The sequence below is a fragment of the Cellulophaga sp. BC115SP genome (genome assembly GCF_009905545.1).
Classification (GTDB): domain Bacteria; phylum Bacteroidota; class Bacteroidia; order Cytophagales; family Spirosomataceae; genus Flectobacillus; species Flectobacillus rivi.
The window spans coordinates 79,005-102,462 of the sequence record NZ_JAAALB010000020.1 but is presented as its reverse complement, the minus strand read 5'-3'; the positions used below and the strand labels follow the sequence as shown (position 1 = coordinate 102,462).

General features: G+C 37.0%; 20 protein-coding genes. 5 read left to right on the top strand and 15 right to left on the bottom strand.

All coding sequences use genetic code 11. From position 1 onward, the window contains the following. Positions 1–230 precede the first annotated feature (230 nt). From GVN22_RS15785 to GVN22_RS15770, 4 genes are all read left to right on the top strand, one after another. Positions 231–3,035 carry a TonB-dependent receptor gene (locus tag GVN22_RS15785; RefSeq protein WP_166551973.1) on the top strand — a complete coding sequence of 935 codons (2,805 nt, stop codon included), beginning with the start codon at positions 231–233 and terminating at the stop codon, positions 3,033–3,035. A gap of 90 nt (positions 3,036–3,125) precedes the next feature. Then, positions 3,126–3,872, top strand: a complete 747-nt coding sequence (locus GVN22_RS15780) for a GLPGLI family protein (protein ID WP_166551972.1) — start codon at positions 3,126–3,128, stop codon at positions 3,870–3,872. A 187-nt stretch (positions 3,873–4,059) separates the two neighbouring features. Next, on the top strand, positions 4,060–6,873 hold the full coding sequence (locus GVN22_RS15775; protein WP_166551971.1) for a TonB-dependent receptor: 2,814 nt from the start codon (positions 4,060–4,062) through the stop codon (positions 6,871–6,873). A 45-nt stretch (positions 6,874–6,918) separates the two neighbouring features. Further along, the gene (locus tag GVN22_RS15770; protein ID WP_166551970.1) at positions 6,919–7,656 is read left to right on the top strand and encodes a GLPGLI family protein; all 738 of its coding nucleotides are present in this window, start codon (positions 6,919–6,921) and stop codon (positions 7,654–7,656) included. Positions 7,657–7,811: 155 nt separating this feature from the next. Here the strand turns inward: GVN22_RS15770 and GVN22_RS15765 are convergent, their stop codons facing one another. Continuing rightward, on the bottom strand, positions 7,812–9,278 hold the full coding sequence (locus GVN22_RS15765) for a Gfo/Idh/MocA family protein (RefSeq protein ID WP_166551969.1): 1,467 nt from the start codon (positions 9,276–9,278) through the stop codon (positions 7,812–7,814). 369 nt (positions 9,279–9,647) lie between these two features. Here GVN22_RS15765 and GVN22_RS15760 point away from each other — a divergent pair, with 369 nt between their 5' ends. Then, positions 9,648–10,100, top strand: a complete 453-nt coding sequence (locus tag GVN22_RS15760) for a cold shock domain-containing protein (protein WP_166551968.1) — start codon at positions 9,648–9,650, stop codon at positions 10,098–10,100. A gap of 87 nt (positions 10,101–10,187) precedes the next feature. Here the strand turns inward: GVN22_RS15760 and GVN22_RS15755 are convergent, their stop codons facing one another. The 14 genes from GVN22_RS15755 to GVN22_RS15695 form a co-directional block, all read right to left on the bottom strand. Beyond that, positions 10,188–10,352, bottom strand: coding sequence for a hypothetical protein (locus tag GVN22_RS15755; RefSeq protein WP_166551967.1), 165 nt, complete (start codon positions 10,350–10,352; stop codon positions 10,188–10,190). Positions 10,353–10,611: 259 nt separating this feature from the next. Continuing rightward, positions 10,612–10,803: a cold-shock protein gene (locus GVN22_RS15750; protein WP_166551966.1), complete on the bottom strand. Its 192-nt coding sequence runs from the start codon at positions 10,801–10,803 to the stop codon at positions 10,612–10,614. Positions 10,804–10,874: 71 nt separating this feature from the next. Continuing rightward, a complete protein-coding gene (locus GVN22_RS15745; protein ID WP_166551965.1) occupies positions 10,875–12,524 on the bottom strand; it encodes a glycoside hydrolase family 28 protein in 1,650 nt (549 codons plus the stop codon). A gap of 324 nt (positions 12,525–12,848) precedes the next feature. Next, positions 12,849–14,369, bottom strand: a complete 1,521-nt coding sequence (locus tag GVN22_RS15740; RefSeq protein WP_166551964.1) for a SulP family inorganic anion transporter — start codon at positions 14,367–14,369, stop codon at positions 12,849–12,851. A gap of 545 nt (positions 14,370–14,914) precedes the next feature. Continuing rightward, a complete protein-coding gene (locus GVN22_RS15735; RefSeq protein ID WP_166551963.1) occupies positions 14,915–15,592 on the bottom strand; it encodes a LytTR family DNA-binding domain-containing protein in 678 nt (225 codons plus the stop codon). A gap of 11 nt (positions 15,593–15,603) precedes the next feature. Further along, positions 15,604–17,409, bottom strand: a complete 1,806-nt coding sequence (locus tag GVN22_RS15730; protein ID WP_166551962.1) for a histidine kinase dimerization/phosphoacceptor domain -containing protein — start codon at positions 17,407–17,409, stop codon at positions 15,604–15,606. A gap of 99 nt (positions 17,410–17,508) precedes the next feature. After that, on the bottom strand, positions 17,509–17,742 hold the full coding sequence (locus GVN22_RS15725) for a hypothetical protein (protein ID WP_166551961.1): 234 nt from the start codon (positions 17,740–17,742) through the stop codon (positions 17,509–17,511). Between the two features lie 36 nt (positions 17,743–17,778). After that, positions 17,779–17,904 carry a hypothetical protein gene (locus tag GVN22_RS28095; protein WP_255494271.1) on the bottom strand — a complete coding sequence of 42 codons (126 nt, stop codon included), beginning with the start codon at positions 17,902–17,904 and terminating at the stop codon, positions 17,779–17,781. A gap of 73 nt (positions 17,905–17,977) precedes the next feature. Beyond that, positions 17,978–18,544, bottom strand: a complete 567-nt coding sequence (locus GVN22_RS15720) for a collagen-like protein (RefSeq protein ID WP_166551960.1) — start codon at positions 18,542–18,544, stop codon at positions 17,978–17,980. A gap of 877 nt (positions 18,545–19,421) precedes the next feature. Then, on the bottom strand, positions 19,422–19,853 hold the full coding sequence (locus tag GVN22_RS15715) for a MarR family winged helix-turn-helix transcriptional regulator (RefSeq protein WP_166551959.1): 432 nt from the start codon (positions 19,851–19,853) through the stop codon (positions 19,422–19,424). Between the two features lies 1 nt (position 19,854). Further along, entirely contained in the window at positions 19,855–20,334 is a 480-nt protein-coding gene (locus GVN22_RS15710; RefSeq protein WP_166551958.1) for a glutathione peroxidase, read from the bottom strand. Positions 20,335–20,511: 177 nt separating this feature from the next. Then, positions 20,512–20,811: a hypothetical protein gene (locus tag GVN22_RS15705; RefSeq protein ID WP_166551957.1), complete on the bottom strand. Its 300-nt coding sequence runs from the start codon at positions 20,809–20,811 to the stop codon at positions 20,512–20,514. Then, positions 20,808–22,154, bottom strand: coding sequence for an acyclic terpene utilization AtuA family protein (locus tag GVN22_RS15700; RefSeq protein ID WP_166551956.1), 1,347 nt, complete (start codon positions 22,152–22,154; stop codon positions 20,808–20,810). Before GVN22_RS15700 ends, GVN22_RS15705 begins: the two co-directional genes overlap by 4 nt. 3 nt (positions 22,155–22,157) lie before the next feature. Further along, a complete protein-coding gene (locus GVN22_RS15695) occupies positions 22,158–23,453 on the bottom strand; it encodes a CitMHS family transporter (protein WP_166551955.1) in 1,296 nt (431 codons plus the stop codon). Positions 23,454–23,458 lie beyond the last annotated feature (5 nt).

Here is a 23,458-nt window from a genome sequence, read left to right as displayed (position 1 = left end):
TTTTATAGTGATAAGTTGCTGAAAGCCGAAGTTCAAAAGCTGAAAGCCGATACCCGAAAGCTGAACCCCATATATACACCGCTCCATAAACCATATACGTAGTCGTGCAGAATTAAGTTGAAGAAATTAATGAGATAAAATATGAGTAATCATAAAATTACACTCAAAACTCATCATTCATAATTCAGCACTCCTATTTACCTCCAAGAAAATCTAAAATTCAAAATTCTATGAACAAATCTTTAGTTCTATTAATTGCTTTATTTTTTACATATACCAACCTCTTTGCCCAAAATCCTGCTCGTGTGACCATTCGTGGTGTTGTGCAAGATACAAGTGCTATGACACTTTCAGGCGCAACAGTCATGCTTCTTCAACCCAAAGACTCGTCATTGGTGAACTTTGCTAGAGCAAATGACAAAGGTTCCTTCGAATTCAGAAATGTAAAAAATGCTTCGTATTTGCTCAAAATCTCCTATGTGGGATTTTTACCTTACCAACAAAAACTCAAAGAGTTTCCCAACGATGTCAATGACCTCGGTCCTATCAAAATCAAGCCGATCGCCAAAGAACTTCTTGAAGTAGTAGTAAAAACAGCCAAAGCGCCACTTAGTATCAAAGGTGATACGGTCGAGTATAACGCTGCGTCGTTCAAGGTTCCGCCAGGTTCGTCGGTAGAAGACCTTCTTCGTCGTCTCCCAGGTATTGAAGTCGATGCAAGCGGAAATATCAAGGCGCAAGGAAAGGATGTAAAAAGAGTTTTGGTCGACGGAAAAACTTTCTTTGGTGACGACCCCAAAGCTGCTACCAAAAACTTAGGAGCCGAAACTATTTCTAAAGTTCAAGTGTATAATGGCAAATCTGACCAAGCACTTTTAACTGGAGCTGACGATGGAAAAAAAGAAAAAACCATTAATCTTGAATTGAAAGACGAATTTAAGAAGGGCGCTTTCGGAAAAATTACAGCCGCTGTTGGTACTTCTGATCGTGGCGTTTTGAGAGGAAACTATAATCGTTTCAACAAAAAAGAACAATTCTCTGTGTTAGGTTATGCCAATAACATTAACGAAACGGGCGTAAACTGGAGTGATTATGGTGAATTTAAAGGAAATAACTCTTTTAATTCCAACGATAATGGAGATTTTGGCTTCGGAAATGGCAATAGATTCTATTATATGGAAGGCGATTATCTGAACAATTTTGACGGAAAAGGCTTTACAAACAACTTTGGTACTGGTGTCAACTACAACTACACTCACCAGAAAACTAAGTTTAGTTCAAGTTATTTCTATAACCAAACTAAGTTAAACCTCGACCAATATCAAAGTACGAAAACTTTCCTTCAAAACTCCAATTTTACAACGCTTGATACCAACAATACTGTTAGTTTTAGAAACTCACATAGCGTAGCTGCTCGTTTGGAACAAATGTTGGATTCCTCGAATACCATTATTGCTAAAACAAATTTACGTTTCAGTGGGAGCAATAGTTCTGTTAACCAAGTTCAGCAGTATTTGAATAATTCTGAAGATGTTCAGAACCGTATCAACATGAACAATGGCTCTAATCTGAATGCTTATAACTTTAACTTTACCGCTATTTATCGCCATAAGTTCAAGAAAAAAGGAAGAACATTTGCAGCAAGTAGCACTTTAAGTACTTCATCGACTGATGGAACAGATAATATTCGCTCGTTGACGCGCTTCTTTAACGCAACCAACGTCAACGACCAAATTCGTGCGATTTCTCAGCTCAACCAAAATGCCAATACTACTACGATGATTAAAGCAGGGGTAAATTACTTAGAGCCCCTTTCCAAAAAAGTCTATTGGGAAAGTTTCTATAACTTCAACAACAGCGGTCAAAATGTAGGACGTGACGCATTCAATGGTAATTTAGAATCACAACGTTATGATAGTTTGAGTACCTATTATCAAAATCAAATTACCTACAACCGTGTGGGTTCAGGTTTGAGATTTTCAAATGACGGAATCAACTTATCATTCGGATTAGCAGTATTACAATATGACTTGGACGGCAAGGTATATCCTCAAAAAGGAAAACCTCTTACAGCAAATATCAGTAAGCAATATCAAGCCTTGACTCCAAATTTCTCTGCCAATATCGAGTTCAAAAATAATGCTTACATGGGATTCAATTATACGCTCAACGTAGAAGCCCCGAGTATAACAGACTTACAGCCAGTGGTTCAGAACAATAACCCATTTTATATCACTTCGGGTAATCAGGACTTATTGCCAGCCAAAAATCACGAGTTAAGTTTTGATATTTCTAAGTTTGATCCTGCAACTTTTGCCAGTATTGGTATTTGGTCTTCGTACCGCTATTACTTGAGTCAAATAGTTTACAGCCAAACTGTAGACGCCAATTTGGTGACAAGAACTCGCCCTGAAAATATGTCAGGAGGTAAAAACTTTAACGTTGGTATGTATTCAAGTTTCCCAATCATCAAAACTAAATGGACGATGAATATCTCAGGGAATATCAATACCTCAAATACACCAACCATTGTAAATACAGTAGTGAATCAAACCAACAATAAAAATTACACGATTAATGCGGGCTTTAGTATTACACCAAGTGAGAAGCTAATCATGAACATCGAAGGAAATCTTGGATTCAACAATATTTCTTACACGATTGAAAATAATCAAAACCAAAATATCCGTACCAAGGGCTTATCAACGTCTGTAAAATGGAATTTTGCTAAAAAGACCTTCTTCGAAACTAGTTTTGATTATAACAGCTATCGCAATGACCGTTTTGGATTTGACCAAGAGATACCTATTCTTAACTGCTCGGTAAGAAGATTATTCATGAAAGAAAACCGTATGGAAGTACGTTTAGCAGCATTTGATATTTTCAACAAACGTCAATCTATCGTACAAACAGGATATCTCAATACCGTTAGCAACCAACAGGCACTGACTTTGGCTCGTTACTTTATGTTGAGCTTGACTTATAACCTTAAAGGTCACTCAGACAAACTCAAGAAAAACGGAGGATTCTTTTAATGAAACGTAAAGGCAAAAGAGGTTGATACTCTTTTGCCTTTTGCCAACTTACAGAGAATCTATTCTTACAAACAGAAAACTATTATTTCGATGAAAAAAATATTCCTTTTAGCACTACTATATATCGCTTATTTTACCTCTTTCGGACAAAACAACGAAGGGGTTGTTTATTTTACGAGAACGACCTATTGGACAAAACTTAACTCTACCTTAACTTATTTGAGTAAGCAAGAAAAAGAAAGAATGTCTTATATGTTTGGTGGAAAAGACGATTGGGCTAATTACACCCTTCTCTATTTCAATGATAATGAATCAAAGTATGTCAATTCTGAAGAGAAAAATGATCAATCAGAAGGATATGCTTGGCGTAAGGAGGCGTATAGTATTGGTCGTAATTTTACGAAAAATACGATGACTGATGTAATTGAGATGTTGGGAAAAACTTATATCGTTGAAGACAGCCTTAAGCTTCCTGAATGGAAAATTTTGAATGACTTAAAAGAAGTTGCTGGACATATTTGTATGAAGGCTCAGGTCGAAGATCCTATCAAAAATCAAAAAATTACGGCTTGGTTTGCACAAGACCTCCCATCGCAGGCAGGACCTGAAAGACTTTGGGGATTGCCAGGAATGATTTTAGAACTAGACATCAACGACGGAGCGGTAACTGTTGTAGCTTCAAAAATTGAATTCAAAAAAGTAGATAAAGAACTTGAACCTCCCAAAAAACTCAAGGGTAAAAAAATCACAGATGCTGAGTATCAGGGTATGATTGATAAATTTATCAAGGAAAAAATCAAAGAGGAAATAAATCCGTTTTGGGTGATAAGATATTAGTCTTCGCTTCCTTCAAACATTCTGATTAGCGATTTTTTATCATTTATTAACCTATTATAAGCTACTTAAAATTTTTTATTGCTAATAGATAAGCATATCTACGAAATTTTCGTAGATATGCTTATCTTTGTTCTATCAAGAAAACAAGATGCTTTCTTTACCTCCATTAAATCTAAAAATCAGACCTATGAATCGAATTCTAGTCCTATTAAGTGTGCTGTTGATGCTCGCCATAACACAACTTTATGCACAAAACCCTACTCGTATAAGTATTAAAGGTATTGTTCAAGATACCAACTCGGCAGTTTTGGCAGATGCTACAGTAATGTTACTTTCACCTTCAGATTCCTCCTTAGTTAATTTTGGTAATGCCAACGAAAAAGGAGTTTTCGAATTTCGAAATGTTAAAAACATTCCCTATCTCCTCAAAATTTCCTATGTTGGATTTTTACCTTATCAGCAACACCTCACTCCTAGCCCAACAGCTATAAACGATTTGGGCTTTATCAAAATCAAACCTATCTCGCAAGAATTACTCGAAATTGTGGTCAAAACTGCCAAAGCTCCCTTGAGTATCAAAGGCGATACTATCGAGTATAATGCGGCTTCATTTAAAGTGCCGCCAGGTTCAACGGTTGAAGATTTATTGCGTAAACTGCCTGGTATAGAGGTAGATGGAAGCGGAAACATTAAGGCGCAAGGCAATGATGTCAAAAAAGTAACCGTCGATGGCAAAACCTTTTTTGGCGATGACCCAAAAGCTGCCACCAAAAATCTAGGCGCTGAGACCATCTCGAAAATTCAGGTGTTTAATCGTAAATCAGACCAAGCTACGATTACGGGCGTAGACGATGGTAGCAAAGAAAAAACCATCAATCTTGAGTTGAAAGAAAACTTCAAAAAAGGAGAATTTGGTAAAATTACAGGCGCCGTTGGTACCTCAGACCGAGGAGTTTTGAGAGGAAATTATAACCGTTTCAACAAAAAAGAACAGTTCTCCGTCATTGGATATGCTAATAATATCAACGAAACGGGTGTCAACTGGAGTGACTATGGCGAATTTAAAGGAAATAATACCTTCAGTAGTTTTGATAATGGAGATTTTGGCTTTGGAAGTGGTGGCGACGCCTTTTTTATTGGTGGTGACGATGATTTATTGAGTAGTTTCAATGGAAAAGGTTTTACCAATAATTTGGGTGGTGGTGTCAACTACAATTATACACATGACAAAACCAAGCTGAGTACCAGTTATGTATATAATCAAACTAAATTGAATTTGGATCAAAATCAGAACAAAAGAACCTTCCTTCAAAATGGTTCTTTCAGTACTTTGGATACCAGTTCAACGGTAAGCTTTAGAGCTAACCACTCCATCAGTGGACGCTGGGAGCAAATGCTTGACTCGACAAATACTTTGATTACCAAAGCGAATTTGCGTTTTAGTAATTCGAATAGTGCTGTGGGTACTCGTCAAGAGTACATCAACAATAATGATGCTTTACAAAACCGTATTAATCTCAATAACAGCTCAAATCTGAATGCTTATAATCTAAATGGTACTGCTATTTTCCGTCATAAATTCAAAAAGGTTGGACGTGTATTTGCTGCTAGTAGCTCATTTGTAAGATCAACTACCGATGGAACAGATAATATTCGTTCATTAACACAGTTCTTCGAAGCTAGCAATCCTAACGACCAAATTCGTGCAATAGCTCAACTTAATCAAAATGCTAACCGAACACTGACATTAAAAGCGGGTTTGAATTATTTGGAACCACTCTCAAAGCGTTTTTTCTGGGAAAACTTCTATAATTTTTCTAACAACCAGCAAAATGTTGGTCGCGATGCTTATAATGGTCTTATCGAAACTCAACGATATGATAGTTTGAGTACTTATTATGAAAACCGAATTACCTATAACCGTATCGGAACGGGTTTGCGTTTTAATAAGAAAGGGATTAATCTATCGCTTGGTGTAGCAGCATTGAGATACGACTTGTCAGGAAAAGTATATCCTACCGAAGGTGGAAATTTGACAACTCAGATTTCTAAACAATACGATGCTATTGTACCAAATTTTACAGCAACCTTCAATCCACAACAAAGCACCTACATTCGATTTGGTTATGGAATAAATGTCAATGCACCAAGTATTAGTGCTTTGCAGCCTGTTATTCAAAACACCAACCCTTTTTATATCACCGAGGGAAATCAAAACTTAAATCCAACCAAATCACATGATGTAAACTTGAGTATTTCACGTTTTAATCAAAGCAACTTTACTAGTATCAATCTCTGGATGAATTACAATTACTACCTTAATCAGGTGGTTTATAATCAAACTGTTGATGCTAATTTAGTCACACGTACTCGTCCCGAAAATATGTCTGGTGCTGAGTCGTTTAGAACGAATTTATATTCGAGTTTCCCCATTATTAAAACCAAATGGACTACCAATTTGAGTGTGAATTATAATCTCTCAAATACACCCACGTTGGTAAACTCAGTTTTGAATACTACTAACAGTAATGCCTACTCAGCTAACATTGGTTTTAGTATTACTCCAAGTGATAAAATATTTGTGACTTTAGGCGGAAATTACTCTATTAATAACATCAAATATTCAATTGAAACCCGTCAAAATCAGAATATTATTAGCAAAGGATTGAATATTGATGCCAAATGGAGCTTTATCAAGAAAACCTTTCTAGAAAGTAGTTTCAACTATACTGGTTACGAAAACGATCGATTTAACTTTTCTCAAAACATTCCCATTTTAAATGTTTCAGTACGTCGCTTATTGATGAAAGATAACCGTTTGGAAGCACGTTTGGCAGCATTTGATGTATTTAATAAGCGCCAAGCTATCACGCAAACGGGTTCTCAAAACTTTGTAACTTATCAGCAAGCGTTTACTCTTGCTAGATACTTTATGTTGAGTTTGACTTACAACGTACGAGGACATGATGCTAAATTGAAAAAGAATAATAATATGTTTTAGGTAAAATATTTCTCTATCTGGTTAGATATTATAGACACAAATTATATGAAAAAAATGACCTTAATTATTCTTTTGCTCGCCTTTGGGATTTGGGCAAAAGCTCAAAAAAATGAAGGTGAAGTTACTTTCAAGCGAACGACTTCATGGACAAAAATGAATGACCAAATGACCTTTTTGAGCAAACAGCAAAAAGAAAAAAATGCCTATATGTTTGGGAATATTGACATTAGTACTCAAACCTACACGTTATTTTTTAGTCCTAAAAGGTCGAAATACGAGGAAAAGGAAGAAAATACCAATGGATATTCTTGGCGTAAAGAGCAGTTTATCATTTATAGAGACTTCGAAAATGAAACTCTCACAGATGTGATTGATTTTCTTGGGAAAACCTACGTTGTTGAAGATAGTCTAGAACGCCCTCAATGGAAAATTTTGAACGACATAAAGGATGTTGCGGGGCATATTTGTATGAAGGCGCAAATCAAAGACCCTATCAAAAATCAAGTAATTGTGGCGTGGTTTGCACAGGATATTAAGGCAAAAGCTGGACCTGAAAGACTTTGGGGCTTGCCAGGACTCATACTCGAATTAGATATTAATAATGGCGCCTGTGTGATTTCAGCCTCCAAAATAGAGTTTAAAAAACTTACAACAGAATTAGATTTACCCAAAAAAATTAAAGGAAGCAAAATCAAAGAAGTGGGATATCAGCAAATGATAGAAAAGCATGTGAAGGAAAAATTCAAAGAAGAAGTAAACCCATTTTGGTCAATTAGATACTAAGCATGAGTGCTGAATAATTTTTTGATTCGCATAATTCATGAAAAGGCTAAAAAGCAAAACGGAGGTGAAGTCACCTCCGTTTTTTTTATCAGATTACAATCATTGTACTCGGTTTATTAAAATCATGAGTTACTAGTTCAAGATTTAGTTGTTTCCTACACATCTACTACTTTCCAACCCTCACGATAGGTACGACCCACAAATTGGTTGGCATCGTCGAAGTTAGTAATCTTCATGTCCTCACCGTTCCACAACAACTTGTTACGACCGTAGAAGTCAAGTCCACCTTTTTCGTTTTTCTTGCGCAACATATAACTACGGATCGCCAAATTACCCATCAATACTGTTTCTGTAAGCGGACCAGAATAATCAAATGATGAAGATAGTTCTTTATGCTCTTTACTTGCAAAACCTGCTTTACAAGCGTTTGTCCAACTTACTTGGTGACCATATTCTGGTAACTTGATGTCATTAGCTAATTTTGGCGTATCGATAACTTCGCCATTATTCAAATAAATTTTAGGGTTGTTACCATACATACCAATGGTCATGATACCTTTAGTCCCTGTCAAAATAATACCATTAGCACCGCCATCATCACTAATTGGTGTATTGGCAGGAATCAAATCTGGGTGCATAGGACGAATACCACCATCCATCCAAATCATTTTCACAGCAGACTTATTTTTCTTAGTTGCTGGGAATTTAATTTCTACGTGTGAAGATGGAGGACAACCTTCAGGAATATACTCAGGAGTCCAGTCTTTGATAAACACCGCCCCTACGCTACATTCTACTTCTGTTGGATAGCTCAATCCCAAAATACGGAATGCCGAATCAATCGTATGACAACCAATATCTCCCAAAGCGCCAGTACCAAAATTCCACCAACCTCTCCATTTGAATGGATGGTACAACGGATGATAATCAACCCATTGAGCAGGACCAACCCACACATCCCAATCAGCTGGAGACATCGACTCCACCAAAGCAGGCTTATCTGTTGGCACAGGAATTCCTTGTGGCCAAACAGGGCGGTTAGTCCAAATATTTACGGTATGAACTGTACCTATTTTGCCATCATCAAACCATTTACTAGCTACTTGTTGAAGTGGGTTTGACGAGCCTTGGTTACCCATTTGAGTTACCACCTTGTACTTTCTTGCTGCTTTGGTAAGCATACGAGCTTCAGCAATGTTGTGCGTCAAAGGCTTTTGTACGTACACGTGCTTACCCATTTGCATACAAGCCATAGCTGCATAAGCATGGAAGTGGTCTGGTGTAGAGATCGTTACAGCATCAATATCAGACTTCATTTGGTCTAACATTACTCTAAAATCTCTGAATTTCTTAGCATTCGGGAATTTTTCAATTGCGGTTTTGGCTCTCGCCCAATCCACATCACAAAGTGCCACTACATTTGAAGCACCATTGTTGTAAGCGTTAATAATATCCGATTGACCTTTACCTCCAGCACCGATAGCAGCAATATTGAGTTTGTCACTTGGAGCAATAAATCCCTTGCCTAACACATGGCGAGGAACTATGAAGAAACTTCCTACAGCCGCCGCAGCACCTTTTTTAAGGAAATCTCTTCTTGAATTTTGTAAGTTTTCTGACATAGTAAAATTGAGGATAGTTAAAAGTGCCCTAATATAAACGAATTACGATGCCCTTTTATCCTGATTTAGCAACTTTTTTAAATTATTAATTTTCTCAAAAAAATAATATTTAGCTAATATTCTACATAAAGATGTACAAAATTGAAAAGAGGTAGCTATATTTATAAAAAGGAATTTATTATTACAATAGCAAGTATGTTTCGCTTTCAATACAGCATAATCCCATATAATTCTTTTATCTTTGTTGGATAGACGTAACACAATCGCTTTTGGAATGAAATATTTTAATATGACCCCCTTATGCAACACTGGTTCTCTATCTTCAGGTATAGTCAATATTGATTGACATCACATTTTAACCCCTCCAATATGAGCAGTTCCCAAATAACGGCAAACAAAAAAGACAGAGAATCCAAAAAACGTAAAAAACGTCAAGAGAAAGATGACAAGAGAGAAGACAGAAAAACTAACTCTAGCAAAGGGAAAGATTTTTCTGAGATGTTAGCTTATGTTGACGAATATGGAAATCTAACAACTACGCCTCCAAAACCTGCGGGAAGTGAGGATAATGCCGCTTCGGGAAAAAGATCAGATAGATACGAAAGAGGTCCAGCAGATAAAACTGCGCATCAAGGAATGGTGGAGTTTTTTAATACTCAAAAAAGATTTGGTTTTATCATTGATAGTAAATCTAAGAAAAAAATATTCTTTCACGCAAACGATTTAAAAGAGCCAGTTAAGGAACAAGACCAAGTAGAGTTTTTGGTTGAACCTTCAAGTAAAGGACCAAAGGCTGTTCAAATTGCTAAGTTAGCCAACTAAGTTATTCCATGAAGAGTGTTTATATTGAACACTCTTTTTTTTTGCTACTCGTACATTTTTTTCCCAAATCATTACTTCTGTTTTAATTTAAGCTGGATTAAAAATCAACTTATCTCCGTACTTCTCTCGTTTTTTATCTAAAAGAGCACGATCAAAAGAAATCGTAAAATCCTTCACAGGGTCTTGAATAAGACAGGTGATATACATACTCAAATCCTTTTTTTCTTTTACTTTCTTATCTTTTTTTATCATAACCGATAACTCTATGAGGAGCTTTTAAAATGATGGATGAAATCTTAGAGGAGCATAATAAGAAGGGAAGTCGGTCAGGAGACAATAAAAGTAAAATATCTTAAGAGAGAAATTCATCTATTATTTTTGCTTACTAATTAAATCAAAGTTAATAGTAATAAATTACGAAACAAATTAATTAGGGGGCATCTTATTTATACAAAAAAAAGCACACCTCGAAAGGTGTGCTTAAAAGAAATGATCAGTTATATCTTATATATTAAGCCAACTTTACATTAACGGCATTTAATCCTCTTTTACCTTGAGCTACGTCGAAAACAACTTTGTCGTCTTGACGAACTGAGTCTACTAATCCTGAAATGTGGACAAAAATGTCTTCTCCACCATTTTCTGGAGAAATGAAGCCAAAACCTTTTGACTCATTGAAAAATTTTACTGTTCCTGTTTGCATTTGTTTTAATTTTTGACAAATAACGGAACAAATGTTGGTAACTCCTAATATCTTGATTAAAATTTACGGAATTAGGGCATTATTGAAAGGATAGACTCCATAGCACCATCTTTCCACTCTACTTTTTGGCTAGCTTGCTCCAATTTTGTTTTTATTACAGTGATGCTTTTTGCACGATCTCCACTAATTGTGAAGAAGCGTTTGGCGCCTTTATTTATCTCAATATTATCGAAAGTAATTTTTTGGCTATTTTCTATTGAAATAACAGGTTCTGTTTTTTCAGAAAGTAAAGCTACATTTTTACAGGTAATTCCACTTGCGTCTATCAATATAGCTCCCTCTTCTGCTTGAAGTGTTGCATTTTCAATAGCAATATTTTGAATTGGCATTTCTGGTAATCCACGCACAAAGATGCCTTTTTTAGCACCATGACAAACAATATTTTCGAATTTCATATTCCTAAAAATAGGAGTCCCTTCATTTACAATCGGACGCTCATCTCTTGGTGAATCTGTGGCAAATTTTACAAAATAGTACATATCAAAGAAAATAGCTTCCTGAGCAATATCTTTCATATAAATATTTTTAGCATAAATATTTTCAACAACACCCCCACGGCCACGAACAGACTTGAAGCGTAGTCCTTTGTCGGTACCCATAAATGTACAGTCATACACAAAGAGGTTGCGAGCGCCACCACTCATTTCGCTTCCAATTACAAAGCCACCGTGACCATTATATACAACATTGTTACGGATAATGCCGTTTTCGGTTGGCATTCCACGTTTACGACCTTCTTCGTCTTTACCTGATTTAATACAAATCGCATCATCTCCAACGTCTAAAGTACAACCTTCAATCAAGAAGTTTTTACAAGATTCAATGTCCATACCATCTCCATTTTGCGCGTACTCTGGATTTTTGACTACCACATTTCTAATCGTCAAATTTTCAGTCATCAATGGATGTAAACACCACGCTGGAGAGTTTTGAAAAGTAACACCATCTATTAGAACTTTTTTACATTGTGTCAAAACCAACAAATTAGGGCGAAGAAAATCTTTCATATCGGCAAAATCAGCAGGTTTTTTGCCATCTGTAAGCAACATACTTTTACCCTCAACACTAGCCTTCAAGAATTGCTCGCTTGGATACCACGCTTTACCATCGGCTCTTACCACACCGCCCGAAGCTACTTTTTCTTTCCATTGTCCTTCTGTTAGCTGTGCTTTGTTTACAGCTCGCCATACATCTCCATTTCCATCAATAATTCCTTTGCCTGTAATAGCAACATTTTCAACACCTGTTGCCGAAATGGGAGACTGATTACGAGCAGCTTTTTTCCCTTCATAAGAACCTTCTATGAGAGCATACTGGCTTTTATCACCTGTAAAAAGTACGATGGCAGACTTTTGAATATGTAAGTTTACATTGCTTTTCAACTCGATAGGTCCTGTTAACCAAATACCTTTGGGAATCAGAACAACGCCACCCCCTTTTTGGCTAATCGTATTAATAGCGTTATTAATTGTCTGTGTGTTGAGCGTAACACCGTCTGGTTTAGCACCTAATTTCTGAATATTGAGAGTATCTTTTCTGAAACTTGGTTGAGTAATTTTGGGTAAATTATCCCAACTATAAGATTGAGTTTTTTGCGCTAAACTAGCAAATGGAGTAGCTACAACTAAAGCCGCAGCCCAACGAAGAAAATGAGTTTTCATAAACCGTCTGAATGATTAAATGTCATAGTTCCATCTAGAGTGTATTCTGGAAGATTTTTTTCTCAGAATTTTACTCAAGAGAGTCCCAAAATGAAAAGGGTTTAAAGGCAATTGAGCTAAAATCAATGCTTTTATGTTCGAAATTGGACTTCAATATTGAACTTAACAAATAAAAAACTGTCTTTTTTAGTGCAATCGTTACCGGCAACGTTGCCAATTTTGCAGATTAAGGAGGGAACCATCTCGAAATAAATAGACCCGTCCAAGAAGAGAAAGCTCATTTCTTCTTGGACGGGTCACATTGTTGATTTTTCTAAATTGTACCTATTCCATGACAGGATAAGTGGGGTCATCGACGATGTTTACATCTATTATTTGGTTAGCATTTTGGAGCAATTGGCGACAATCGGCACTCAAATGACATAAACGAACTGTCTTATTCAATTTTAGGTATCTTTCGGTCAACTTGTTGACGGCATCTATGGCACTCATATCAGCAATACGGCTTTCCTTAAAATCTATGATGATTTCTTGTGGGTCGTTTTGAATGTCAAACTTTTCCATAAAAGTAGTAGTAGAACCAAAGAATAATGGACCATAAATTTCATAATGTTTTACTCCATGCTCATCTATAAATTTGCGTGCACGAATACGTTTGGCGCTTTCCCATGCAAATACTAGGGCTGAAATGATTACTCCAATCAATACCGCTAATGCCAAATTATGAAGCCATATCGTAATCAATGCGACTAAAATGCCTACAATTATATCAGCTTTGGGCATTTTGTTAATCACTTTCAGACTCATCCACTCAAAAGTGCCAATAGCCACCATCATCATTACACCTGTCAACGCCGCCATAGGCAATGCTTCGATAATTGGTGAAGCAAAAAGGATTATTGATAGAATCGTAAAAGCCGCTACAATTCCCGAAAGTCTAGCACGTGCACCGGCAGAAATGTTTACCAAAGTTTGCGCAATCATGGGACAACCGCCCATACCAAAGAAAAAACCATTGAGGATATTAGCAGTTCCCTGTGCTAGCGACTCTCGATTACCATCGCCTCTAGTTTCAGTGATTTCATCTACAACATTAAGCGTTAAGAGTCCTTCGGTAAGGCCAACGCCACCCATAACCAAGCCATACGGAAAAATAATTTGTAGCGTTTCAAAAGTAAGCGGTACTTGAGGGATATGAAAAGGGGGTAATCCACCGCTGACAGAAGCAATATCTTTTACGGTTTTGGTATCTATCTGAAAGAAAAAAACGATAAAGCCTACGATAATAATTGCTACTAGCGAAGAAGGAACGGCCTTAGTAAGACGCGGAAAGCCTAGTACAATAAGAATGGTTAGTGCAACTAATCCTAACATTGTATAAAGTGCCGAGCCTGAAAGCCATGTCAGATGTCCATCAACGACTGTTTTGAATTGTTCTAATTGCGCCATGAATATGATAACAGCCAAACCGTTCACAAATCCAAACATAACAGGTTGAGGAACAAGTCGTATGAATTTCCCCAAACGAAAGATTCCGACTAGTAATTGAAAGATTCCCCCCAAGATAATAGCAGCAAATACATAGTCAAGCCCGTGTGAATTCATCAAGGCAATGAGTACGACCACGGTTGCACCTGCTCCTCCTGAAATTAGACCGGGTCTACCACCGAAAATGGAAGTTATGAGTCCCATAATAAAGGCACCATACAACCCAACCAATGGGGGAAGTTTGGCTAAGATAGCAAACGACAGAGATTCTGGAATCATGGTCATGGCAACTGTCAATCCTGCCAGAATTTCTGTTTTGTAGTCTACCTTTTGTTTAAAATTAAATAACTGAGTCATTGTTAGAGAATAGTCTATCATCAACCCAAAGGCGATGACTTTTTAATAAATTTGTTAAGAAAATCTTGCGTATTTTGTCAAAATCAAGGCGCGAAAATTGGATCCAGAAATGGCTCAAGGCAGAGTAAGTTGAGTATTGTATCTAAACTTTTTCACAATCATAACATAAAAGTACAAACAAGCTCACTAAATCGGTTTGTGCTATTTGAATAATACAATTTATTCATGAGAAAATTTTTATAGATACACTTATTAGAAGAGACTCAGACTGTTGGAGGTGACGTTTTTATCTGTGGTGGAATTTTTAGCCCTCGTTGGAGCTATCTCCAACGAGTCAACGGCAAGCAACGTGGGAAGTATTGATGACATTATTTAGCAAGCTTGTTGCTAATGCTAATTTGTTGGCGAAAATTCCAACAAAGGTTTCAAAAGTCTTTGCCGAGGTATATTTTAATCCAACTACTTAGATGAAGAAGCACTTGTAGATGAAACCATTTCAGCGATTAATGACCAATTTTGAGCATATTGATCTTATTGTCAATGGATTACTTCTCAAAGAGGTCTTTCTTGGAAAGTGGTATGATGGCATTTTTTATGACCACATTTTTAGCATTATACTTCTCAATTTTATCCTTATTGACTATAAATGCTCGGTGAATTTGAATGAATTTTGAGGGAGGTAATACTTCTAAAATTTGTGAAATAGTTGCACGAGATTTAAACGTTTTCTCGTTGGTATAAAAGAGTAAATAATTTCCTTCTGAATTGATGAAATTGATATCATCTAGTGGTAATTCTACTTTATACTCACCATCTTTTACCAAAATGGTGGGTTTAGGTTTGTCTTCTTTTGAAGATTTTATGAGTGCCAATTCAATAGAGGCTATTAAGTCGCTGTTTTTAAACGGTTTGGTAAGATAAGAATAAGGCGACGTTGCGACAGCTTCACTGATGATGTTGGTATTTTCGTAAGCAGTCAAATAGATGAATGGCACTTTTTGTTTGTTTTGAATGAGATTACCCAAACTAATACCATCCATTTCTCCATCGCCGAGATTGATATCAAGAATAGCGAGGTCAACCAATTCTTTATTGAGAATTGCCAAGGCTTCATCGGCGTTTTTGGCTTCTAAAACCTGATAGCTATTTTCTTGAAGAATTTTCTTAGTGAGTCTTCTGTTCAGAAAATCGTCTTCTACGATTAGTATTACTTTTGAATTCATTGTAGAGGTCGTTAAAAACACATTTTCAGTTCAAACCCTTTTTTGAGTTGTGTTTCCACTGTGCCATTGAGTTGGTCAATCAGCCCTTTCATGATCTCTACCCCAAGCCCTTTGGTTTGTACATTCTTAAAATCAAAGCCAACGCCATTGTCGATGTAGTGCAGACAATTCTTTTTTGAGTTTTTCTCTTGGGTAATTTCAATATTGATAATGCCTTTTGTTTGATTCTTGAAAGCATGTTTCATGCTATTGCTAACCAACTCGACGATAATCAAACCCAAAGGCAGTGCTTTTGTAATTGATAAAATCTCGATATCACAAGTGATAAACAGACTCACATTTTTTTCTTTGATGTCATACGAATCCTTGACGAGTTCGGATAGGTCGGTTATGTATCGTTTCAAGTCAACCTCATTAACACTTTCCGAAACATTCAATTTTTTATGGAGCAAAGCAATCGAATGAATCCGATTCTGGTTGCTTCTTATCAAGTCGTCAATGTTGCTATGGCTCGCTGATTCTTTCTGGATTTCTAGAATGCTGATCACATACTGTAGATTGTTTTTTACACGATGTTGCAGTTCGGAAAGAAGCATTTGTTTCTGCTCCATTGTTTTCTCTATTTCCTCCTTTTGAAGGCTTATTTCTCGGTTTTTATCCTTCAGAACGGCATTATTTTTTTGTTTTTGACGGTTATTCCGAATCAAAATAATAGTCAATAATCCGAAAAAAATAAGAAATCCAATGAGCGTATTTTGCCTGATAGAATTGTTGTACTCTTTTTTAGCTTCTATCAATTCTTGCTCACGTTGTTTGATGGTATTGACAATATTTTGCGTTTGAAAAATTCTAGAAGTGGTGTAAAGGCTATCGTTAGAGGCATTTACTATTTTCAGATAGTAGATTGCTTTGTCTGGGTTTTTATGTTCGTAGATTTGCGCTAAAACTTTGGCTGCGCTTATGGTAAGTACTAAGTTTTTGAATTGTCGACCGCCTGCTAAGGCTTTTTCTGCATAAAAAATAGCCGAGTCTGATTGGTTAATTGCCTGAAAAACCCCTGCCAAATCGACCGACTGCTCAGTTTCTAAAAAAGGGTTGCCGAATTTGTTTGAGAAACTAATCGCAGTTCTTAGATAGTGTAGGGCTTGTGGGTAGTTTTTGCGTTTTTTTTCTACCCTTCCCATGACGGCATTGGCATAGGATACCTCTATAGGAATGTTCAATTTTCTACAACTCGTGTCTATTAATTTTCCATAATACATGGCAGAATCGAGCTCGTTTAAATTTTCATAAACTTCGCCAAGATTATGAAAAATCAACCATTTTCCGTTGTTAGGAAGTGATTCTATTTCTGGGTCGTTTTTGGCTTTTAATAACCATTCTAATCGGTGTTTGCTATCTTGTTGCTTTTCGTAAACAAGAGCGATTAAGTTGTAAAAAACGATTTCTAATTTGGGGTATTTTGCTTGACTTACCTGCAAGCCTTCATAAGCCGACTGCATACCGTTTTGCCAGTCGCCTGTGATGGTTGAGACGAAGCTCAACGCCTGTAAAGAAACCAGTTCGCCATAAGTGTAATCGAGTTTTCGGGCAAGATTGATTGACTTGGTTGCATATACTACAGCTTGATGAGGCGCTGTCATGGTATGATACCTTGCCAAACGCCATAAGCTGATGACACTATTAGTGTCTTCGGCGCCTACTTCTACATTTAGTTTCAGTTTTTTGACTTCACTTTCAGGTAGGGAGAGAGGTTGCCCAAATACAGTATAAGAAGCTAAAAATAAAAGTGCTATTTTGATAAGTGTGTTGGGCATTTTCAGTGGATAGTAGTACAAAAAACACCTTTCCCTATTCTTTATTTTTGAAGAGAAAAGGCGTTTTATCCTCTAATCGCAAATATAAATCAAATTTGATTAGAATGGTTTCGGGACAACAAGTTTTCCAGTACCACACACATTAATTGTACCTGTAGTTTTCCACGCAAATGTTACAGGTTTTGAGGGATCAGTTACTTTAATAACCCAATTTTGCTCATAATTGCCCGAACCAATAGCGCCAAGAGGCTTACAAGATTCACAAGTCCCGTTGGTGATTTCTAGATTGGCTGCCGAAAAAGTAGCACCACCATTTGGCGCTCCCCATTTCATTTTAGCATTAAGTTTACCCGTTTCAGTGGTTTTTTGCTACATGAAGTGATGCGTGTTTTTTAGTTTCATGTCTTTGTCACACCATAGCGTATTGTGATTTTGGGCATCTACAAAATGTCCGATAAACAGAACTATTGCGAGGGTAAAGAATAATCTTTTCATTTTTGTAAATAATTAATCGTTTTTCGCCTACTCTCAATCAGCATTTTCGGCATCCTGCTTTTAATAAATTATTTTAATCCTCTAGGTTATAATACGCTTTTACAGCATTATAATCTGAGAAATCCACTGCTGCTTTACGCCCACTTCGTATGTCGTTCGCTGGGATAATCACTATGCGAGTTGAAGCTGAAAGTGATGCTGTAGAAGCTATTTTTCTATAAATATTTATTCCTGCGGTGTTTCCAGCAAAAGTAGTTTCATAGTAGAATTCATGTTCAACTCCATTTGCTGGGACAATACCAGGGATAGCATACCAACCATAAGAGGTTGCGGTATTTGGTGTGCCATTGGTCATATAGATTAATATAGCACTACTATTCATTATTGCACTCGTGACATTAGAAGGGAAAACAAATTGTTGAGCTGAGCCTTTTGCAGCCGTCCAAGTTTTGGCTGCGTATGAGATTTGAATCACGTTGGCGTTGCCAGTTTGTCCGGCAGGGCCTGTTGGTCCAGCTGGTCCTACCGGTCCCGCTACCCCAGCTGGACCAATGTCCCCTGCTGGGCCTTTACAATTTGTAAATAGTAAACTACAACACAATGCTGATAAAATTACGGGTAGAAAAGATGATTTTTTCATTGCTATTGCGTATCTCCGCCGAGTGTTTAATTGCTTGAGATTCGATTATGGAATGAAATTAGATTGACAGGAAAAGGGGACAAAATTTCTGGGATAAAACGCCGATTTTAGGGATAGAAAGTGATATTGATCAAACATAATTCGAGATTTTACCCAAACAGATACATCTCTTTATGACATATTGTTCTCTCGTTTCCGAACAAAACGCTGTATTTCATCGGAGATGTCTAAGTAAGGTCTTTACAAATAGTAGTGTAAGTTGACAATTATCGAGAATTTTTAAATGTGAAGTGAAGCAAATCTAGCTCGACAGATATTGCCAAAATTCCTCAAGAATTAGGATTTGGAAAGTTCTTAAATCTCATCGTTAGAGAATATGGTTTCAGGAAATAACTATTGGTATATGACGATATGAAGGCTGGTGAACTCAAGCGAATGTGTAAGAACTGAAGTAGTGCTATCTAAGGGAAATTAGTGAGGTGTTTGATATTTTCAAGATAAGCAGTTTTAATGGTTCTATTAATCAGAATCATCCTTATGCAGGCTTTTGTAAGTGTTACTACCCTATGTGTGGCTTCAATCATAAATGAATGCATCGGGTGTGTGAGAAGATAGGATTTAAATATGAATTTACTATTTGTTTCTTTTTCCTCTGATGGTCATGTTGCTGAGGTTGGTACCAATGCCTATGGCCTAAGTAACCTACACACTAAACGCTCGATTTCGGGTACAATTCTCATTGTGATTTTTTTTCGAAAAATAGTAGCAAAAAATAGGTACATTCTTCTATACCTATTTTCAAAATACCATTTATTCTAAATTATTAACTTAAAGGTACAAAAATAGCCGATTTTCATGAGAATCGGCTATTTACGTTTTATGAACCCTGAATGAGCTTATATAATAAGGTATGTAGTTGAATGGCTTCGTCTCTGGTTAGAGAAATTTGTTGCATTAGCTTAGAGGGAACTTGTTCTGCTTGAGTCTTTAGGGTTTCACCTTTTTCAGTCAAAGAAATACAAATGCTTCGCTCATCTTGTTTAGAGCGAATTCTTGTCAACAAGCCTAATTCCTCCATCCGTTTCAATAAAGGTGTTAAGGTATTGGACTGTAAGTATAATTTTTGAGCGATGTCCGAAAGGCTCAAATTATTTTTTTCCCACAGAACCAACATGACCAAATACTGAGGGTAAGTAAGATTCAACTCTTGAAGAATTGGTTGATAGCACTGGGTGGTAAGTCGCGAAGCTGTATATAAAGGAAAGCAAAGTTGTCTTTCGAGCTTCAATACTTCTGATTCTTCTGGCATGCTACAATACTTTACGAATATCGTCTTCAATAGCCTCAGGTTTGGTAACGGGTGCATAGCGCTTCACTACCTTTCCATTTTTGTCAACCAGAAATTTAGTAAAGTTCCATTTGATACGGCTACCGAACAATCCTCCTTTTTTACTTTTTAGATATTTGAAAACAGGATGAGTCTCATCTCCATTTACGTCACATTTTGCCATCAACTGGAAAGTTACGCCATGATTCATTTGACAAACTTGCTCGATGGTATCATTGGTTTCTGGCTCTTGCCCAGCAAATTGATTGCATGGAAATCCCAAAACGACTAAACCTTGATCTTTGTATTTTTGGTGCAAACCTTCCAAACCTTCAAATTGTGGTGTCAATCCACATTTGGTTGCCGTGTTGACAATTAATACAGCTTTACCTGCAAATTCAGACATTGATACTTCCTTGCCAGCAGGTGTTTTAGCTGACAAATCATAGAATTTTTGATCCATTATTTTAATTTTTTACAATTATATCGTATACGATACAAATGTATGATAAACTTCTTTTGGATACAAAAAAATACATCAAATCTTACAAGAATGTTAGAATTGATGTATTTAAGAGTATGAAAATTTGGGTAAGGTATTTAGAATAGTTTCCCTAGATAATTAGGGAAAATGGCATGATTAAATCTCCATTTCCAGCAGTGCATAACTCAAAGTTTTGCCATGAGTATCGATTGCCAACGATGTCGTAACCCCACCTAATAATGCCTGTTGACATACAAATAGTAGTGATGAAATATTGGGTAATTCGTACCGAATAATCTCTCCTTCTACGATACCTTGTAAGTGTTGTTGCACTTTTTGTGCAGTAATGTGAGTACAAAGTAGCTCATAATCAGACTCCTTGAAAGGAATTAATGATAGCGTAAGAGTATTGCCTTTGTCGCCTGCTCTGCTGTGGGCTATTTCGTAAAGTTTCATGCGCTTAAAATGTCTACGTTTGCTTTCAATAAATTTCTGTCAACTAAAATAGAGACAATCCCTATTACCTCATTCACATTTTTTCGTACACCCCCACCAGCTGCAGGACCATTGGTATAAAGCGCTTCGACTTCTTCTCCAATCAATGAAGCTTCGCGGGCAGTTGTGGCTTTTCCCGAGACTCTCAATCTTACTTCAGGTAAATAGGATTCTTCGACTTTCATTTTAGCACTAAATTCTTCTCGAAAGATGGAATTTAAGCCGATGTAATCTATTCTAAATGCTTCGAATTGAGGTTTTAGTCTTTGTGATAAAACTTCACCCGCTAGTTTGGCTCGCCCGACGGCGTTGAATCCAGCATAAGAAATTTCACCTTCTCCAAGGTAAAATGCTTTATAACCAACACTTGCTTTGTAAGTTGACGGTTTGGTTTTGCCTGTACCACCTGTTACCCAAATTTGATTTTCACCAATTTCTTCTAATTTGACTGTCGTAAAATCAGCAATTACATCAGGAGTATAATATTCATGCGGATTTATGACCTCGTATAAAAGCTGTTCTTTGGCAGTTTGCAAAGTAATTTTGCCTCCAGTACCTTTTACTTTACTAATGATTGCTGAACCATCGGCATAAATATCGGCAAAAGGATGTCCCAGATTTTCTAATCCTTCTATCGGTTTCATGATGGGTTCGGCAAAATATCCACCAGTGATATGTCCTGCACATTCGAGTAAGTGTCCAATCACGGTGCCTTTTCCCAACAAATCAAAATCATCTATTTGCCATCCAAATTCATGAACCATCGGGGCTACGAATAATGAGGGATCTGATACTCTTCCTGTTATAATTACTTGTGCATCATACTCTAAAGCCTCCAAAATTCCTTCAACACCCATATACGCATTGATAGAAATAACCTCATAGTCATTTAACGCTTGACCATTTTCCAAAATGGTAAAATGGGTGGAGCTATTTTTTACCCATTGTTTAGCATCATCGCCTGTCACGGCGGCAACTTTAATGGGCAATTGTAGTTCTTGAGCTATCTCAATGACTTTTTGGGCGGCAGCCAGTGGGTTCGCCGCCCCCATATTCGTGATGAGTTTTATTTGATTTTTGACTAATAATGGCAATAATGATTTGATTCGCTTCTCCAGAAGTGGATCATACCCTTTGGTAGCATCTTGTAATTTTCTTTTTTGAGCTAAAGCAATTGTTCTTTCTGCTAAACATTCTAACACGAGGTAGTCCAATTCTCCTTGTTCAGCTAATACAAGCGCTGGTTCTATTCTATCTCCCGAAAAACCCGCTCCGCATCCTATTCTTATTTTTTCTTTTTTCATTTGCTAAATATGTATCGAACCTGTCAGTAAAGCCATAATCGTCATCACAAGGGTGGTACCCCAAGCCCATTTGAAGGTAAATTTTTGATGTTCCCCCAAATCAACTTCTGTCAAACCAATCAATAAAAAAGTAGATGCCGTTAAGGGGCTAATCGGAAAGCCCACCGTCATTTGTCCAAGCAATGCAGCACGTCCTATTTCTAAAGAATCTAAATGAAATTGTGTTGCGGTTTGACTCAAAATAGGCACTACGCCAAAATAATAGGCATCTGGCGTGAAGAGGATACTCGCTGGCAAACTCGTAATAGCTGTAAGTAAAGGTAAAAGATTGGCATGATGTTGAGGAATCAACGAGACTAACTCGTTTGCCATGGCATCAATCATTTTGGTTCCTGTAAGAATCCCCGAAAAGATTCCTGCCACGAATATCATACTCGATACGAGAAAAATATTCATGCCGTGACCACGCAATACTTTTTGTTGGTCAGTCAATCGTGGATAGTTGATTAGAAGTGCCAACATACTAGCCAGTAAAAACAAAACAGGCGCAGGAATGAGTCCTTTGATTAATACCACAATTAAACTAATCGTCAAGATAGCATTGAGGATAATGAGTTTTGGACGACGCAAACTTCTCTCGTGTTCAGAAAGATTTTCTTGATGATTATAGGCAAAATCTACTATCCCCAATCGTTTTCTTTCCTTCATTCCCAAAAAATACGCCACAAATAATACCCATGCGAGCCCTGCCAATATTGCAGGAATATTAGGGTTAAAAATATGTACAGCATCCGATTTGAGTGTAGAAATAGCTCGTGCCGAAGTCCCAGACCAAGGTACGAGGTGCATAGGTCCAACACTCAGCGCAACAATACATGGCAATATCAAACGATTGATTTTTAGCCGTTTATAAATGGGTAAAAAAGCCGAAAGTACAATCATAAAAGTAGCGGTACCGTCGCCATCCAAATGTACAATCATGGTTAGTATGGCTGTGCCAAGAATAACTTTGAGGGGGTCGCCTTTTACATACTTGATGATAAAAGCGACCACTGGGTCAAAAAGTCCAGCATCGAGCATAGTAGCAAAATATAGTACCGCAAAAGTTAGCAAGATGCCTGTAGGCGCTACCTGCTTCATACCTGCTAGCATCATTTCTCCTAATTCTTTAGGAGAAAACCCCGCAATAATTCCTGCCAAAAGTGGCACGATTACCAAAGCAGTAATCACCGAGAGTCTTTTGGTAATGATTAAAAATAAAAAGATAGCAATGGTCGAAAATCCTAATAGAGCGAGCATATTAT